This is a genomic window from Methylorubrum populi, from assembly GCA_036946625.1.
GTDB classification, from domain to species: Bacteria; Pseudomonadota; Alphaproteobacteria; order Rhizobiales; family Beijerinckiaceae; genus Methylobacterium; species Methylobacterium populi_C.
The window spans coordinates 1,037,774-1,052,939 of sequence record JAQIIU010000002.1 but is presented as its reverse complement, the minus strand read 5'-3'; the positions used below and the strand labels follow the sequence as shown (position 1 = coordinate 1,052,939).

At 70.6% G+C, this 15,166-nt stretch carries 15 protein-coding genes; 7 read left to right on the top strand and 8 right to left on the bottom strand.

The annotated features are described in order from the left end of the window. Positions 1–31: 31 nt before the first annotated feature. Together fabB and fabA are read right to left on the bottom strand one after the other, a co-directional pair. Complete coding sequence (gene fabB, locus PGN25_07020; protein ID MEH3117351.1) at positions 32–1,258, bottom strand: beta-ketoacyl-ACP synthase I; 1,227 nt, start codon at positions 1,256–1,258, stop codon at positions 32–34. Positions 1,259–1,416: 158 nt separating this feature from the next. After that, positions 1,417–1,956, bottom strand: coding sequence for a 3-hydroxyacyl-[acyl-carrier-protein] dehydratase FabA (gene fabA / locus PGN25_07015; GenBank protein ID MEH3117350.1), 540 nt, complete (start codon positions 1,954–1,956; stop codon positions 1,417–1,419). Between the two features lie 398 nt (positions 1,957–2,354). Here fabA and PGN25_07010 point away from each other — a divergent pair, with 398 nt between their 5' ends. After that, a complete protein-coding gene (locus tag PGN25_07010; GenBank protein MEH3117349.1) occupies positions 2,355–2,858 on the top strand; it encodes a Fur family transcriptional regulator in 504 nt (167 codons plus the stop codon). Positions 2,859–2,914: 56 nt separating this feature from the next. Here PGN25_07010 and PGN25_07005 read toward each other — a convergent pair whose 3' ends face one another. Next, a complete protein-coding gene (locus tag PGN25_07005) occupies positions 2,915–3,508 on the bottom strand; it encodes an SH3 domain-containing protein (protein ID MEH3117348.1) in 594 nt (197 codons plus the stop codon). 326 nt (positions 3,509–3,834) lie between these two features. Between PGN25_07005 and PGN25_07000 the strand changes: the two genes are divergently transcribed. Next, the gene (locus tag PGN25_07000) at positions 3,835–4,839 is read left to right on the top strand and encodes a D-glycerate dehydrogenase (protein ID MEH3117347.1); all 1,005 of its coding nucleotides are present in this window, start codon (positions 3,835–3,837) and stop codon (positions 4,837–4,839) included. A gap of 329 nt (positions 4,840–5,168) precedes the next feature. Here PGN25_07000 and PGN25_06995 read toward each other — a convergent pair whose 3' ends face one another. From PGN25_06995 to PGN25_06985, 3 genes are all read right to left on the bottom strand, one after another. Further along, the gene (locus PGN25_06995; protein MEH3117346.1) at positions 5,169–5,570 is read right to left on the bottom strand and encodes a DUF2442 domain-containing protein; all 402 of its coding nucleotides are present in this window, start codon (positions 5,568–5,570) and stop codon (positions 5,169–5,171) included. Continuing rightward, positions 5,563–5,772 (bottom strand): DUF4160 domain-containing protein, encoded by a 210-nt coding sequence (locus PGN25_06990; protein MEH3117345.1) that lies wholly within the window; start codon positions 5,770–5,772, stop codon positions 5,563–5,565. Before PGN25_06990 ends, PGN25_06995 begins: the two co-directional genes overlap by 8 nt. Positions 5,773–6,054: 282 nt before the next feature. Next, entirely contained in the window at positions 6,055–7,065 is a 1,011-nt protein-coding gene (locus PGN25_06985) for a bifunctional riboflavin kinase/FAD synthetase (GenBank protein MEH3117344.1), read from the bottom strand. A gap of 504 nt (positions 7,066–7,569) precedes the next feature. On the opposite strand from PGN25_06985, the gene PGN25_06980 reads away from it, so the two are divergent. From PGN25_06980 to PGN25_06970, 3 genes are all read left to right on the top strand, one after another. Beyond that, positions 7,570–7,953 carry a response regulator gene (locus PGN25_06980; GenBank protein ID MEH3117343.1) on the top strand — a complete coding sequence of 128 codons (384 nt, stop codon included), beginning with the start codon at positions 7,570–7,572 and terminating at the stop codon, positions 7,951–7,953. 87 nt (positions 7,954–8,040) lie between these two features. After that, entirely contained in the window at positions 8,041–8,577 is a 537-nt protein-coding gene (locus PGN25_06975) for a protein phosphatase CheZ (protein ID MEH3117342.1), read from the top strand. A gap of 129 nt (positions 8,578–8,706) precedes the next feature. Then, positions 8,707–8,931 (top strand): hypothetical protein, encoded by a 225-nt coding sequence (locus PGN25_06970; protein MEH3117341.1) that lies wholly within the window; start codon positions 8,707–8,709, stop codon positions 8,929–8,931. Between the two features lie 10 nt (positions 8,932–8,941). Here PGN25_06970 and PGN25_06965 read toward each other — a convergent pair whose 3' ends face one another. Then, a complete protein-coding gene (locus tag PGN25_06965; protein ID MEH3117340.1) occupies positions 8,942–10,399 on the bottom strand; it encodes an EAL domain-containing protein in 1,458 nt (485 codons plus the stop codon). A gap of 273 nt (positions 10,400–10,672) precedes the next feature. Here PGN25_06965 and PGN25_06960 point away from each other — a divergent pair, with 273 nt between their 5' ends. Both PGN25_06960 and PGN25_06955 read left to right on the top strand, forming a co-directional pair. Then, on the top strand, positions 10,673–10,894 hold the full coding sequence (locus PGN25_06960) for a heavy-metal-associated domain-containing protein (protein ID MEH3117339.1): 222 nt from the start codon (positions 10,673–10,675) through the stop codon (positions 10,892–10,894). Positions 10,895–11,096: 202 nt separating this feature from the next. Next, complete coding sequence (locus tag PGN25_06955) at positions 11,097–12,770, top strand: formate--tetrahydrofolate ligase (GenBank protein MEH3117338.1); 1,674 nt, start codon at positions 11,097–11,099, stop codon at positions 12,768–12,770. 178 nt (positions 12,771–12,948) lie between these two features. Here the strand turns inward: PGN25_06955 and PGN25_06950 are convergent, their stop codons facing one another. Next, positions 12,949–15,042: a M3 family metallopeptidase gene (locus PGN25_06950; GenBank protein ID MEH3117337.1), complete on the bottom strand. Its 2,094-nt coding sequence runs from the start codon at positions 15,040–15,042 to the stop codon at positions 12,949–12,951. Positions 15,043–15,166 lie beyond the last annotated feature (124 nt).

The following is a 15,166-nucleotide window of genomic DNA, read 5'->3' as shown; positions in this document are numbered from 1 at the left end:
GGCTGCACTGCGATGCGCACCCTCGCCGCCTCTACGCATCCGGGTGCTTGAGCACGAGGGTCGCGTTGGTGCCGCCGAAGCCGAACGAGTTCGACATGACGTGGCCGAGCCGCACCCCGTCCCGGCGCTGGCGCAGGATCGGCATGTCGGCGAAGGCCGGATCGAGCGCGTCGATATGCGCGCTCTCGCAGATGAAGCCGTCGTTCATCATCAGGAGCGCGTAGATCGCCTCCTGCACGCCGGTCGCGCCGAGGGAGTGGCCGGTCAGCGACTTGGTCGCCGAGATCGGCGGGCAGGCCTCGCCCGCGCCGAACACCGCGCGGATCGCCTCGATCTCCTTGTCGTCGCCGACCGGCGTCGAGGTGGCGTGCGGGTTGATGTAGTCGATCCGCGCACCCTTCAGGTCTTCCATCGCCTGGCGCATGCAGCGCACGGCGCCCTCGCCGGAGGGGGCGACCATGTCGTGACCGTCGGAGGTGGCGCCGTAACCGGCGACCTCGCCGTAGATCCGCGCGCCGCGGGCCTTGGCGTGCTCGCGTTCCTCCAGCACCAGCACGCCGGCGCCGCCCGCGATGACGAAGCCGTCGCGGTTCACGTCGTAGGCGCGAGAGGCGCGGGCCGGGGTCTCGTTGTAGCGCGAGGACATGGCGCCCATGGCGTCGAACAGGACGGAGAGCGTCCAGTCGAGTTCCTCGCAGCCGCCCGCGAAGATGATGTCCTGGCGGCCGCCGCGGATGATCTCGGCGGCGTTGCCGATGCAGTGGTTCGAGGTCGCGCAGGCCGAGGAGATCGAATAGTTCACGCCGCGGATCCTGAACCAGGTCGCGAGCGTGGCCGAGGCGGTCGAGGACATCGCCTTCGGCACCGCGAACGGGCCGACGCGCTTCGGTCCCTTGTCGCGGGCGATGGCGGCCGATTCGACGATGGTGCGGGTGGACGGTCCGCCCGAGCCCATGATGATGCCGGTGCGGTCGTTGGAGATCTCGCACTCTTCCAGGCCGGCATCGCGGATCGCCTGATCCATGGCGATGTGGTTCCAGGCGGTGCCGCCGCCGTGGAAGCGCATGGCGCGGCGGTCGACGACGCCCTCCGGGTCGATCGACGGGGCCCCCGCCACCTGGCTGCGGAAGCCGTGCGCGGCCTGCGCCTCGGAATGCGCGATGCCCGAGCGGGCCTCGCGCAGGGAGGCCAGAACCTCCTGGGTGTTGCTGCCGATGGACGAGACGATGCCCATCCCGGTGATGACGACTCGCCGCATGATGGCTCGTGCTGCTTGCGCCGCTGCAAGTCGCGGCGTTTCCTCGGGGGTCAGTTAGGATGATGCGCGGCCAATCTCAACCGCGCGCGGCCGGTTCCGCGCCGATGCGAAAGCCGTGTCGGCACGGGAGCGGCCGCCGAAAGGGACTTCGGACGATCTCAGGCCCGGAACAGGGCCACGCGCAGGTCGCTCGCCTCGTAGATGCGCCGGCCGTCGGCTTCGAGCCAGCCGTCGGCGATACCGAGCACGAGCTTGCCCTGGCGCACGCGCTTGATGTCGATGCCGTAGACGACTTGGCGGACGGTCGGCAGCACCTGATCGGTGAACTTGACCTCGCCGACGCCGAGCGCCCGGCCACGGCCCGGCGCGCCGAGCCAGCCGAGATGGAAGCCGACGAGCTGCCACAGGGCGTCGAGGCCGAGGCAGCCCGGCATCACCGGATCGCCCTTGAAGTGGCAGGGGAAGAACCAGAGGTCGGGCCGGATGTCGAACTCGGCGAGCACGTGGCCCTTTCCGTGCGCGCCGCCCTCGGCGCCGATCGAGGTGATCCGGTCGAACATCAGCATCGGCGGCAGCGGAAGCTGGGCGTTGCCCGCTCCGAACAGCTCACCGCGCCCGCAGGCCAGGAGATCCTCGTAGGAGAAGCTCGAGGCGCGCTGCGGAGAAGCACCGTCGGATTGCAGGTCGAGAGAGGCCATGGATGACGTACGGGTTCTCGGTGACGGACGGGTCCGACGCTTGCCGGAGCGGACGGGGCGTGACGGGATGGGCGCTTCGTTAGCACAGGCTTCCCGCGCCCACAAAGCGGGCCGAGGGCTCCGAAATCCCGAAATCGGGTTCACGGTTTTCGACCCGCGCTCCTGTTGCCCCCCACGTTCCTGCTGCCGTCGCCCGCCATTCCGGGTTCGTACAATACCAGTCGGCGATGAGGATCACGCATCGTCGTCGCTCGCCGGCCAGCGGACGGCGCCGAAGAGGCCATGCATCGTCCACGCATCAAACCAGACTTCGCGCCCGGACGGGTTGCCGCAGGCACCGGTCATCCGTATAATTTGCTTGCTATATTCGTTCTAAAAAGTGGGAAGCGTTCCCAGCGATGTCCGATCTGACGCCTCTCCAGGCCGTGCTGAACGCGCGGTCCCTCTCCCCGGTCGATGGTGCCGCGGCTCGTCGGGGCTGCCCGCTCTCCGACCTGCGCGACCGCCTGCGCCGTGCCGGTCTGCGTCCGACGCGGCAGCGCCTCTCCCTCGGCTGGCTCCTGTTCGGCCGTGGCGACCGCCACCTGACGGCGGAAATGCTCTACGACGAGGCGATGCGCGCCAAGGTGCCGGTCTCCCTGGCGACCGTGTACAACACGCTGCACCAGTTCACCGAGGCGGGGCTGCTGCGCCAGCTCGCGCTCGACGGGTCGAAGGCCTATTTCGATACCAACCCGAGCGAGCACCACCACTTCTTCCTGGAGGAGGAGGGCGAGGTGATCGACATGCCGGAATGCGGCATCTCGGTCGATTCGCTCCCCGATGCGCCCGAGGGCATGGAGATCGCCGGCGTCGAGGTGATCGTCCGTCTGCGCCGCCGCACGATGTCCGGCCGCGCCTGATTCGGCGTCGCGCCGTCCAGAACCGAAAAGGGCCCGGATCTCCGGGCCCTTTTTCGTCACTCCACCCGCTCGTCGGGGTAGACGCCCCAGAGGCGGTTCTGGCGGATGTAGCCGTCGACGTCGCCGCGCTTGTCCGGCAGCGGCACCACGAGACGGCACCACGTGCCGGTGCACCCCTTCACGCTGCCGATCACCCCGGGCTGCAGCCGCGCCTGCTCGGCCGACTGGTCGTCGGCGCGAGCGACCAGAGGCACGGTGGCCTTGGCCGCGTCGGCCCGCTCGCCGGAGGGCGGGATCACCACCGCGGTGCGGCGGCCCGACAGCAGCGAGTGCAGCACCCAGCCCTCGGTCCCCTCCGAATCGCGGATGCGACGCCACGTTTCGAACTCGGCGACGATCTCGACCGGCAGGCCTTCGCGCTGGAACACCCAGAGGGTGCGGTGGTCCTTCGAGGGCCCCTCACGCAGGTTGACGCGGTTGGTCTTCAGGCTGGCGTAGCGCGGCAGGGGCAGCTTGGTCACCGGTCCCTTGCCGACCTCCGGCGCCGGCGGCGGCGCGGCCTCGGCGGTGAGCGGCACCGACAGGGCGAGCAGGGCCGCGAGCAGGGCGAGGCGGGCGGGGTTCGTCGGGGGAAGCTCAGGCGGGCGCATCGTGCCTCGTCTCCGATCCGTGGCTCCAGAATCGTTCTCAGGTCGTTCCCGCGAGAGACGTTTCGGCGCGTGCCGGAACCGTCCGCGGGCCGGCGCTCGAACGGTCGGCCCTCCGGCACTGATCCATCCGGGTCAGGGCCGCATTGTGTTCGCCGACCTCTCTGCTAGAGAGGCCGAACGTCCTGCGGCGCTCCGGCAAGCCCGGTCCGCCTGCGCTCCATCTGGCCGCGCCATGGTTAAGGGAGCGTAAGCCGGCCTCGTCGCGGCACCGCGGCGAGGCGGGCGGCGCAGGCCGGGAACGCGGGACGGCGTCGCTGGGAGGGAACATGTCGTCGTTGAAGCGCAAGCCGCTGGTGGTCGTGACGCGGCGCCTGCCGGACGCGGTCGAGACGCGCATGCGCGAACTGTTCGATACCCGCCTCAACCACGACGACGCGCCGCTGTCGCAGGAGGCTCTGGCCGCCGCGGTCCGGGAGGCCGACGTGCTGGTGCCGACCGTGACCGACGAGATCGGCTCCGGCCTCCTCGCCCAGGCCGGACCGAACCTGCGGCTGATCGCCAATTTCGGAAACGGCGTCGACCATATCGACGTCGCCGCGGCGCTGGAGCGGGGCATCACGGTCACCAACACGCCGGGCGTGCTGACCGAGGACACCGCCGACATGACCATGGCGCTGATCCTGGCGGTGGCCCGCCGGATCGCGGAAGGCGCGCGCATCATCCCCGACGACGACTGGAGCACGGGCTGGTCGCCGACCTGGATGCTCGGCCGGCGCATCACCGGGAAACGCCTCGGCATCGTCGGCATGGGCCGCATCGGCCAGGCGCTCGCCCGCCGGGCCAAGGCGTTCGGCCTGTCGATCCACTATCACAACCGCCGCCGGGTGCCGACGCATATCGAGGAATCACTCGATGCGACCTACTGGGAATCCCTCGATCAGATGCTGGCGCGGGTGGACATCGTCTCGGTCAACTGCCCGCACACGCCCGCGACCTACCACCTGCTCTCGGCCCGCCGCCTCAAGCTGCTCAAGCCCGAGGCGATCGTCGTCAACACCGCCCGCGGCGAGGTGATCGACGAGAACGCCCTGGCGCGCCTGATCGAGGGCGGCGAGATCTCGGCCGCGGGCCTCGACGTGTTCGAGCAGGAGCCTGCGGTGAGCCCGCGCCTCGTGCGGCTCGCCCGCACGGGCAAGGTGGTGCTGCTGCCGCATATGGGCTCGGCGACGCAGGAGAGCCGCACCGACATGGGCGAGAAGGTCATCATCAACATCAAGACCTTCATGGACGGCCACCGCCCGCCGGATCGCATCCTGCCGAGCATGCTCTGAGCGGCGGGCCTTCCGGATCCTCAACACCGTCGTCGTGAGGCGGGATGGCGTCGGGCCCGCTCGGATGCTCCTTCCGGTGCCGTCGCGGTGCCGGACTGCTTCGCCTGACGGCTCGCAAGGACGATCTGGAACTCTCTACTCTGTCATTGCGAGACGGAGCCGAAGCGATCCGGCGGTAAGTTTCCGCGCATCAAGGTCAAAGGGACCAACCTCCATCGTGGCATCGACGTGAGGGCCTACCGGGAGCAAGAGGAAGCCGACGATCTGACCGATGTCGATCCGCGCCTTCTGGAGCGGGCGGGAGCGTTCTGACCCGCTATGGAAGTTGGTCAGCCGGCCTTGCGCGGTCGCCCTCCAAGGCGACCGTTCGCACGCGCGGCGTCGATCTTCGATCCCGTGCGCGCCTTCCCGCCAATGCGCCCAAGCTGCTGGGCCATCCAGGCGCGCGAACCGGTGATGCCGGTCACGAGCGCGGGTACGAACACGTCGGCGTCGAGCCGGGGGAAATGAAGGCCGGTGCCGGCCGGCGTGATCTCGATCACGCTCAATGCTGCTGACGGTGCCTTCGCCAGCCCCTCAACCAACTCCACCGGCACCCGCAACTCCACACCGGTGGAGAGAGTGACCACGAGCATCCGGCGGGTTGGGAGATAGTGGGCCGATACGGCGATGGGACCGCTCGCGGTCTCGCGTCCGCGGGCCTCTGCGAGGTGGAATTCAGCTTCATCCATGGATCGTCTCCCACGAGGCGCACAGGGCCTGCGCCCACGCATCAAGCTCACGCACGATGGTCTGCGCCTCCCGGAGGCCCAACCCGCGGGCCTCACGTATCGCGGTCGGTCCGTTGGGGCAGTTCAACAGAAAGACGGCCTCTCCGTTGGGGCCGATCGCATGGACGTGCGCGGGCCGATGGTCGTTCGGGTAGATCACCACGCGGAAGGCTCCGATCCTGAGCACAGTCGGCATACAGGTCTCATAAACCCAAGCGGTTCGGAAATCTACGAGATGCAGGCGCCGATCCGTGGCACGGCGTCAAGACCCCAAACGAGGGCGCGACGGGAGCCGGATGAGGTTGTCGCGTCGTCGAAACTCCGTTCGCCGGCGGTATTCCGTCAGGCGACGCGGTGCGAGACCGCGGCGCTGCCGGCTCTTGCGCGGCATTCGCGCGCGGCATCCGCGCGCGCAAGAGCCGGCCCGAACGCCGAGAGAGCCCGCTCAGCCCAGCATCGACGGCACGCGGTCCGTCCGGATCGCCGCCCGCGCCCGCGCCGAATCGACGTCCATCCGGGCGACCAGTGCCTCGGCGCTGGCGAAGCGCTCCTCGCCGCGCAGATACGAAAGAATCTCGACGGCGACCTCCTGGCCGTAGAGGTCGCCCGCGAAGTCGAACAGGTGGACTTCGAGCAACGGCGCCCCGTCGTCGAAGGTCGGGCGGCGGCCGTAGCTCGCCACGCCGTCGCGCAGGCTGCCATCGGCCAGCCGGACCCGCACGGCGTAGATGCCGTGGGCGAGGCCGCAGGCATCGAGCGCGAGGTTGGCGGTGGGGTAGCCCAGCGTGCGCCCGCGCTTGTCGCCGTGGCGCACCTGCGCCAGCACGAACCAGCGATAGCCGAGGAGGTCGTTGGCCCGCGCCACGTCACCTGCGGCGAGGGCGGTCCGGATCGCGCTCGACGAGATCGGTGCGTCGCCGGGCAGCGCCGAGACCGCGGCGACGACGCGGCAGGACAGGCCGGCCCGGCTGCAGAGTTCCGCCAGCATCCCCGGCGAGCCCTCGCGCCCGCGGCCGAAATGGAAGTCGTGGCCGATCACCACGCCGGACAGGCCGAGCCCGTCGCGCAGCCATCCCACGACGAAGTCCCCGGCACGGGTGCCGGCGAGCCGCGCGTCGAAGCGGCGCACGATCAACCCGTCGAGGCCGAGGCGGGCGAACACGATCTCCTTGGCGCGGGGGCCGGTGAGGCGGAACATCGGCTGGTCGGGGGCGAAGAAGGCGCGCGGATGCGGCTCGAAGGTCAGCACGGCGGCGGGGCGCGTCCCGGCCTCGGAGCGGACGGTCTCGATCAGCGCCCGGTGCCCGCGATGCACGCCGTCGAAGTTGCCGAGCGCGACCACGGCGCCGGCGAGCGCCCGGGGCACCGGATCGTCCTCGCGACAGACCGCGAAGGGTCGCGGGGAGGGGAGGCCGGTCGCGACGGGCGGCACGGCGTTGTCATCGCCTGAGGGCATCGGCTCCTGCGATCGGATGGCCGCGGGTCTGGCTGGCAGCGTCGGCGGGAACGGCCGTCCGCGTTCGCCTCGACCCCGCCGCGCGGGCCGGAGACTTGGCGAAATCGGCCCGTCCGGTCAAGCGAACCGGAAACGGCCGACAAGCCCATCGCTCGAAGCCGCTTGAGCGGCTTCGCGGCGCGAAGAGCGCCGCGCGGAGCGGGCTTCTCAGGACCATGGTCCTGAGAAGCATCGAGCGGAGCGAAAGCCTGAGCCCGCGGAGGCGGGCGCCGGCGACTGAGGCTGGCCAAGAAACCAGGGCCATCGCTTGAAGCGATGGCCCTGAAACGGCCGATACGGCCAGGATCGTGCGGCGGATGCCGATTAACGGCTTCGCAATGGGCCTCGCCTATTGTCCCGGGTACGGAAGGCAGCTCCGTCCTCGCCCGTCGATGCGGCATCGATCGCAAGGGGAGGGGCCGCGCGCCGCCAGCAGCGACCAGGGACAATCGGAGCACACGTCACATGGCCCTCGACCTCAGCATGCCCATCCTGGTGGTCGACGACTACCAGACCATGGTGCGCATCATCCGCAACCTCCTCAAGCAGCTCGGCTTCGAGGACGTGGACGACGCCTCCGACGGCACGGCGGCGCTCGCCCGCCTGAAGGGCCGCAAGTACGGCCTCGTCATCTCCGACTGGAACATGGAGCCGATGACCGGCTACGAGCTGCTGCGGCACGTCCGCGCCGACGAGGGCCTGCGCACCACGCCGTTCATCATGGTCACCGCCGAGTCGAAGACCGAGAACGTCATCGCCGCCAAGAAGGCCGGCGTGAACAACTACATCGTCAAGCCCTTCAACGCCGCGACCCTCAAGTCGAAGATCGAGGCGGTCTGCGGAGCCTGATCCCCACGGACCGCCACCGGCGCGGCGGCCGCTGAACCCGGCCGCCCGCCGAGCGGATGAACGACCAAGCCTCGCGAGAGATCGCCCATGAGACCGATGGCAGTGGCACGCGACGGCCGGCCGCAGACCTCCACCCCTTCGGCGATGGTGAGGGAACTCCTCGACATCGCCGACTACATCGCCAACCTGCGGGACGCGATCGCCCTGTTGCGGGCCAACGAGCTGACCCGCGACCGCCTGCCGATGGTGCACGAGGAGCTGAGCGAGGTGGTGGCGGCCACGGCGGGCGCCACCAACTCCATCATGGGCACCGCCGAGTCGATCCTCGGGCTGCCGGCGGGGCCGGACTACCGCGAGGCGGTCGAGGCCAAGATCTACGACATCTTCGAGGCCTGCGCCTTTCAGGACATCACCGGCCAGCGCATCGCCAAGGTGGCGGAGGCGATGAGCCAGCTCGAAGGCCGGCTCGCGCGCTTCAGCACGGCGGTGAAGGCCCGCGATGCCGCCGGCATCGACGAGATGGAGGCCGACCGCCGCAGCCGCAGCGAGTCGCTGCTGCTCAACGGCCCGCAGATGGGAGGGCCGGCCACGGCCCAGGACGCCATCGACGCGCTGTTCGCCTGAACCGGGGCTATCTCCCCATCGTCACAGCCAAGCTGCCTTGATCCGGTCATCGGCCTTGCGAAAAACGGTCCAGGTCGTCCCGGAAGAAGGACGCGGGGATCCGATCAGGGAATCCGCAGGGGCTGGACCATGGCGAAGACCGATCGGCCGGATCGCGCATCCGGGGAGGCCCTCGACCGCGCCCGGGCACAGGGGCGACTGCACCATTCCATCGCGGCGACGCTGCTGGTGATCGCCGCGGCCCGCGCCGAGCGCGAGGCGCCGCCCGTGCACGCGGCGCGCCGGCGTCTGGCGGAAGCCTACGGCGCCTCCCGCCTGCGCAAGCGCCTGGAGCGCGACGCCGCCCGGGGCTGACGTCCGATCGTCACCCGGTCCTGCGCAAGAAATCCCGGAAGGGGCGGCGCTGCGGCGGCGGGCTCGGCGGCGGATCGGGGGACGGCGGAGGCGGCGCCGCGTCGGGCGCGGCGGACAGCACCTCGGCCCGCACCGCGCGGGGCACGGCGAACACGCCGCCCTGCGCCAGCGGCACGTCGAGATCGATCAGGTCGGGCACCTCGGTCTCGGCCTCGACCCCGGTCGCCACGAGGCGGATGCCGGCGCGGGCGAGCGAGGCGACCAGATCCTCCAGCGCGATGTCCGGCATCGTCTCGCGGGCGAGCGGGCGCAGCAGCATGGCGGCGGCGAGCTTCACCTGGGTGATGCCGCGCTCGGCGAGCGCGGTCGGGTCGAAGCGCAGGTCGATCGGGCGATCCATCACGAAGCCGATCCGGCCCCGCAGGCCCGCCAGCAGCGCCGCCTGCTCGGCGTCGAGGCTGCGCCAGCTCGCCTGCGGCAGCGCGATCACGACACGCCCGGCCAGTTCCGGCCCCTCGCTGACGAGGCGCCCGAGCGAGCGCAGGAAGCCCGGCTCGAACAGGGATTGCGGCGAGAGGCTGTAGCTGACCGAGGCCGAACTGCCGCGCCCCTGGAGATGCCGCGCGATCGTGGCGACGCGCTGGAGCATGCGCCGGTCGAGCGCCGTGGTGCGGCCGTGCCGCTCCAGCACCGGCAGGAAGGTCTCCGGCGCCAGCACCGCCTCGCCGACCTTGAGCCGCGCCAGCGCCTCGTAGGCCACGACCTTGCGCTGCGGCAGGGTGACGACCGGCTGGAGATAGACTTCGAGCCCCTCGCCGTCGAAGGCCTCGATCAGCGGGATCTCGTCCGCGACCGTCGCGAAGGGATCGGGCACGCGGAGGGCGGGCGGCGTGGTGCGCGGAACGAGCCGCATCGGCGGTGCCTCGGGCTCGGACGGGACGGGAGCGGGCGGAGGCGCCGCGGGCGCCTTGCGGGCCGGAACCGGCGCCACCGCCGCGGCCTGCGCCTGCGTCTTCAACTGGGCGATGTCGCCGTCCTGCGTGGCCACCACCGAGGCGAGTTCGCGCACGATGCCGCTGAGGATGCCGATCTCGGCGGTCACCTCCTCGATGCCGGAGGCGAGCCGCGCGTCGAGCGCGCGGACCGCCTCGTCGGAGGAGGACGCGGACGGCTGCGCCCCCGCAGCAGCCGTCATGCGCGTCTGGACCAGGGCGGCGGCGACCGATTCCAGCTTCACCAGGCGCTGGGACAGCACGCCGATCTCCTTCGACACGACCTCCTGCGCGGCAGCGACGTTGGCGAGGCGCCGCCACAGCAGCGATCCGCCGACGACGGCGAGTCCCGACACCGTAGCGATCGCTGCGAGCGGCGCGATCAGGGCCAGCGGGACGAGGATCAGGACGCCGATGAGGCCGAGGATCCACGGGGTGCCGCGGGGGCGGATCGTACGGGCTTTCGGTGTCTTCACCGTCGATCGACGCGTTTCTGTCTGGCGGCCGCGGCCGGGCTTCTCGTGCACGATGCGGGGCGGGCGCCCGCGAAGCGTGTGGCTGAAACGCACCGGCTGGCGTGAGGGTACGCGCCCGGCTCGTCGTAACCCCAATGTCGCCGAGCCCGACCTCCGCTGCAAGGCGGCGTGCCGGCTTCTCCCCGTGCATTCGGTGCGAAGCCGTGCCCGGCTTGCCGCGCGCGATCCCGGGGCCACATGGGCGGGCGACGAAGAAGGCAGGAGACCGCCATCATGGATCGGGGCCCGATCGAGCTGAGGATGCGCGTGGAGGGGATGACCTGCGAGGGCTGCGCCGAGGCGGTGCGCCGCGCGATCCGCCGCCTCGATCCGGAGGCGCGGGTCGCCGTCGATGTCGGATCGGGCAGCGTCGCCGCGACCACCCGCGCCCAGAGCCTCGACGTGGCGCAGGCGCTGACCGGGGCCGGCTACACCGCGACCGCGATGACCGGCTGATCCGGGTTCGCCCGGCATCGCCGACGATCGGGCGCCGCGGATCGCGCTCCGTCCCCTGAAGAAACTTAACGGTCGGAATCAAAAAAATCCGAGACGCTTTTCCTCGCCGTTTCGCTCAAACTGCGACGATCGGGTAATCGTGGCCGGGTCGTCCGCTCAGGCGCGCCGCCAGCCCGGCCGACAAGAAACGACGGTGAGAGAAATGCCCTCAGACATCGAGATCGCCCGCGCGGCGACCCTGAAGCCCATCGCCCAGGTCGCCGAAAAGCTCGGCATCCCCGACGAGGCGCTCCACAACTACGGCCGGCACATCGCCAAGATCGACCACGGCTTCATCACGTCGCTGGACGGCAGGCCCGAGGGCAAGCTGGTGCTCGTCACCGCGATCTCGCCGACGCCCGCGGGCGAGGGCAAGACCACGACGACGGTCGGCCTCGGCGACGCGCTCAACCGCATCGGCAAGCGGGCGGTGATGTGCCTGCGCGAGCCCTCGCTCGGCCCCTGCTTCGGCATGAAGGGCGGCGCGGCCGGCGGCGGCAAGGCGCAGGTCGTGCCGATGGAGCAGATCAACCTGCACTTCACCGGCGACTTCCACGCCATCACCTCGGCCCACGCCCTCGCCGCGGCGCTGATCGACAACCACATCTACTGGGCGAACGAGCTCGACATCGACGTGCGCCGCATCCACTGGCGCCGCGTGGTCGACATGAACGACCGGGCGCTGCGCGTCATCAACCAGTCGCTCGGCGGCGTCGCCAACGGCTTTCCGCGCGAGGACGGGTTCGACATCACGGTCGCCTCCGAGGTGATGGCGGTGTTCTGCCTCGCGAAGGACCTCGCGGATCTGGAGGAGCGGCTCGGCCGCATCGTCATCGCCGAGACCCGCGACCGCAAGCCGGTGACGCTGGCCGAGGTGAAGGCCACCGGCGCCATGACGGTGCTGCTCAAGGACGCGCTGCAGCCGAACCTCGTGCAGACGCTGGAGGGCAACCCGGCCCTGATCCACGGCGGCCCCTTCGCCAACATCGCCCACGGCTGCAATTCGGTGATCGCCACCCGCACCGGCCTGCGGCTGGCCGACTACACGGTGACGGAGGCCGGCTTCGGCGCGGACCTCGGTGCGGAGAAGTTCATCGACATCAAGTGCCGCCAGACCGGCCTCAAGCCCTCGGCGGTGGTGATCGTCGCCACCGTGCGCGCCCTCAAGATGCACGGCGGCGTCGACAAGAAGGATCTCGCGGGCGAGAACCTCGACGCGCTGGAGAAGGGTTTTGCGAATCTCGAGCGCCACGTGAAGAACGTCCGCAGCTTCGGCCTGCCCGTCGTCGTCGGTGTGAACCATTTCTTTCAGGACACCGATGCCGAGCACGCCCGGCTGAAGGAATTGTGCCGCGACCGGCTCCAGGTCGAGGCGATCACCTGCAAGCACTGGGCGGAGGGCGGCGCCGGCGCCGAGGCGCTGGCGCAGGCGGTGGTGAAGCTCGCCGAGGGCGAGCAGAAGCCGCTGAGCTTCGCCTACGAGACCGGGACCAAGCTCACCGACAAGATCAAGGCGATCGCGACCAAGCTCTACGGCGCGGCCGACATCCGGATCGAATCGAAGGCGGCGACCAAGCTCGCGGGTTTCGAGAAGGACGGCTACGGCCACCTGCCGATCTGCATGGCCAAGACGCAGTACTCGTTCTCGACCGACCCGACCCTGATGGGCGCGCCCTCGGGCCACCTCGTCTCGGTGCGGGACGTGCGACTCTCGGCGGGCGCCGGCTTCGTCGTGGTGATCTGCGGTGAGATCATGACCATGCCCGGCCTGCCCAAGGTGCCGGCGGCGGACACCATCCGGCTCGATGCCAACGGGCAGATCGACGGGCTGTTCTAGCGCCACGCGCCCCTCTCCATCGTGGGGAAGGGATCGAACGACCCGGCTCCGCCGTCATCGCGAGGCTCGGCGCAAGCGATCCAGCGCGCCGACCTTTCCGGATCGGTCGCGCCGCTGGATCGCTTCGCTGACGCTCGCGATGACGGTGTGAGGCCGGGCGCTGCCAGCTACATCGGCATCACGCCGCCAGCCCGCGCTTCTTCAGCAGCGGCTCGATGTTCGGCAGCCGGCCGCGGAACGCCGTGTAGGCCTCGCGCGCGTCGCGCAGGTTGCCCGCGCCGTAGATCGTGCGGCGCAGGCGCTGCGCCGTCTCCGGGTGGAAGATGTCGCCGGCCTCGCGGAACGCGTCGAAGGCGTCGGCGTCCAGCACCTCCGACCAGAGATAGCTGTAGTAGCCGGCGGCATAGCCGTCGCCGGAGAAGATGTGCGCGAAGTGCGGCGCCCGGTGCCGCGCCGCGATCTCCGCCGGCATGGCGATGCGGCGCAGCGCATCCGTCTCGAAGGCGGTGACGTCGAGCCCGTCCTCGCCGGCCGCGGAGAGGTGCAGCGTCATGTCGACGATGGCCGAGGCCGCATACTCCACCGTGGCGAAGCCCTGGTTGAAGGTGGCCGCCGCGAGCAGCCGTTCGAGCAGGGCGTCCGGCATCGGCTCGCCGGTCTCGACGTGGCGGGCATGGGCGCGGAGCACCTCCGGCTGCTGCAGCCAGTGCTCGTAGAGCTGCGAGGGCAGTTCCACGAAGTCCCGCGAGACGGCGGTGCCGGACAGGAGCGGGTAGGTCACGTCGGAGAGGAGCCCGTGCAGGGCGTGACCGAACTCGTGGAACAGCGTGCGCGCGTCGTCGAAGGAGAGGAGCGTCGGCTCGGTCCGAGGGGCGCGGGCGAAGTTCATCACGTTGACGATGATCGGCTTGATGTCGCCGTTCAGCCGCTCCTGCGAGCGGAAGGCGCTCATCCAGGCGCCCGAACGCTTCGAGGCCCGGGCGAAGTAGTCGCCGAGGAACAGGCCGACTTCCGAGCCGTCGGCGTTGCGCACGATCCAGGTGCGCACGTCCGGATGGTAGCGCGGCACGTCGTGGATTTCCTCGAAGCCGAGGCCGAACAGCCGCGAGGCGGTGTCGAAGGCCGCCCGGATCATGCCCTCCAGCGGCAGGTACGGCTTGATCGCGGCCTCGTCGAGATCGTGCTCGGCCCGCCTCAGCTTTTCGGAGTAGTGGCGCCAGTCATGGGCTTCGAGGGCGAAGTCGTGCCCTTCCGCCCGCACCAGGGCCTGAAGCTGCTCGCGCTCGGCGGTCGCCCGCTGGAGCGCCGGCTTCCAGACGTTGCGCAGCAGGTCCATCGCCGCGTCGGGCGAGCCGGCCATGGTGTCGTCGAGCTTGAGATGGGCGAAGCTGTCGAAGCCGAGCAGCCGCGCCCGCTCGGCCCGCAAGCGCACGATCTCGGAGATGAGGCTGCGGTTGTCGCTGTCACCGCCGTTCTCGCCGCGGCGGATCCAGGCGGCGTAGGCGCGTTCGCGCAGGTCGCGGCGGGTGGAGAAGACGAGGAACGGCTCGATCAGCGAGCGCGACAGGGTGATGACGTGGCTGTGCCCGCCGCCCCTCTCGGCGGCGGCCGCGGCGGCGGTGTCGCGCAGGAAACGCGGCAGGCCGGCGAGATCGGCCTCGCCGTCGAGCGGCAGAACGAAGCCGCGCTCGTCGGCGAGCACGTTCTGGGCGAATTGCGTACCGAGTTCGGCGAGCCGGGTCGCGATCTCGGCGATGCGCGCCTTGGCCCCCGGCGCGAGATCGGCGCCCGCGCGGCGGAAGCGGCTGCGGTAGCGGTCGAGCACGCGCCGTTCCTCGGCGTCCAACCCTTCCGCCTCCGCATCGATCGCCGAGAGCCGGTTCCAGAGCCGCGGGTCGAGAGTGATCGCGCTCGAATGCCGGGCGAGTTGGGGCGCGACCGCCCGCTCGATCGCCTGCAGTTCGGGGCCGGTGTCGCTGCCGGTGAGGTTGAAGAACACGTTCGCCACCCGGTCGAGCGCCGCGCCCGCCCGCTCCATCGCCGCGACGGTGTTGGCGAAGCTCGGCGCCTCGGCGTCGTCGGCGACGGCCGTAATCTCGGCCTCGTGCGCCTTCAGGGCGCTGGCGAAGGCCGGCACGTAATGCTCCGGCCGGATCGCTTCGAACGGCGGCAGGCCGAAGGGCGTCGACCATGCGTCCGCGTCGAAGGGGTTCGCCGTCGCCGGGCGGGCGTCGGAGCCCTCGGGGAAGTCGCGTGCGGTGTCGGCTGTCATGAACGGGCCTTCGCGGAGCGTCGTGCGATCGTGGGCTGAACATAGGTTTGTGGTTCGGGCTGCGCAAAGTGACAGGGCTCACCCGCCACATCGTCTTACGATTTCGCGCGGCGCGTGGCCGTCG

What these genes read in the sequence shown, in the direction of transcription:
- fabB (MEH3117351.1), bottom strand. Translation starts at nt 1,258, where the DNA reads ATGCGGCGAGTCGTCATCACCGGGATGGGCATCGTCTCGTCCATCGGC.
- PGN25_06980 (MEH3117343.1), top strand. Translation starts at nt 7,570, where the DNA reads ATGGCCCTCGACCTCAGCATGCCCATCCTGGTGGTCGACGACTACCAG.
- PGN25_06955 (MEH3117338.1), top strand. Translation starts at nt 11,097, where the DNA reads ATGCCCTCAGACATCGAGATCGCCCGCGCGGCGACCCTGAAGCCCATC.
- PGN25_06970 (MEH3117341.1), top strand. Translation starts at nt 8,707, where the DNA reads ATGGCGAAGACCGATCGGCCGGATCGCGCATCCGGGGAGGCCCTCGAC.
- PGN25_07000 (MEH3117347.1), top strand. Translation starts at nt 3,835, where the DNA reads ATGTCGTCGTTGAAGCGCAAGCCGCTGGTGGTCGTGACGCGGCGCCTG.
- PGN25_06960 (MEH3117339.1), top strand. Translation starts at nt 10,673, where the DNA reads ATGGATCGGGGCCCGATCGAGCTGAGGATGCGCGTGGAGGGGATGACC.
- PGN25_07005 (MEH3117348.1), bottom strand. Translation starts at nt 3,508, where the DNA reads ATGCGCCCGCCTGAGCTTCCCCCGACGAACCCCGCCCGCCTCGCCCTG.
- PGN25_07010 (MEH3117349.1), top strand. Translation starts at nt 2,355, where the DNA reads ATGTCCGATCTGACGCCTCTCCAGGCCGTGCTGAACGCGCGGTCCCTC.
- PGN25_06975 (MEH3117342.1), top strand. Translation starts at nt 8,041, where the DNA reads ATGAGACCGATGGCAGTGGCACGCGACGGCCGGCCGCAGACCTCCACC.
- PGN25_06995 (MEH3117346.1), bottom strand. Translation starts at nt 5,570, where the DNA reads ATGGATGAAGCTGAATTCCACCTCGCAGAGGCCCGCGGACGCGAGACC.
- fabA (MEH3117350.1), bottom strand. Translation starts at nt 1,956, where the DNA reads ATGGCCTCTCTCGACCTGCAATCCGACGGTGCTTCTCCGCAGCGCGCC.
- PGN25_06950 (MEH3117337.1), bottom strand. Translation starts at nt 15,042, where the DNA reads ATGACAGCCGACACCGCACGCGACTTCCCCGAGGGCTCCGACGCCCGC.
- PGN25_06985 (MEH3117344.1), bottom strand. Translation starts at nt 7,065, where the DNA reads ATGCCCTCAGGCGATGACAACGCCGTGCCGCCCGTCGCGACCGGCCTC.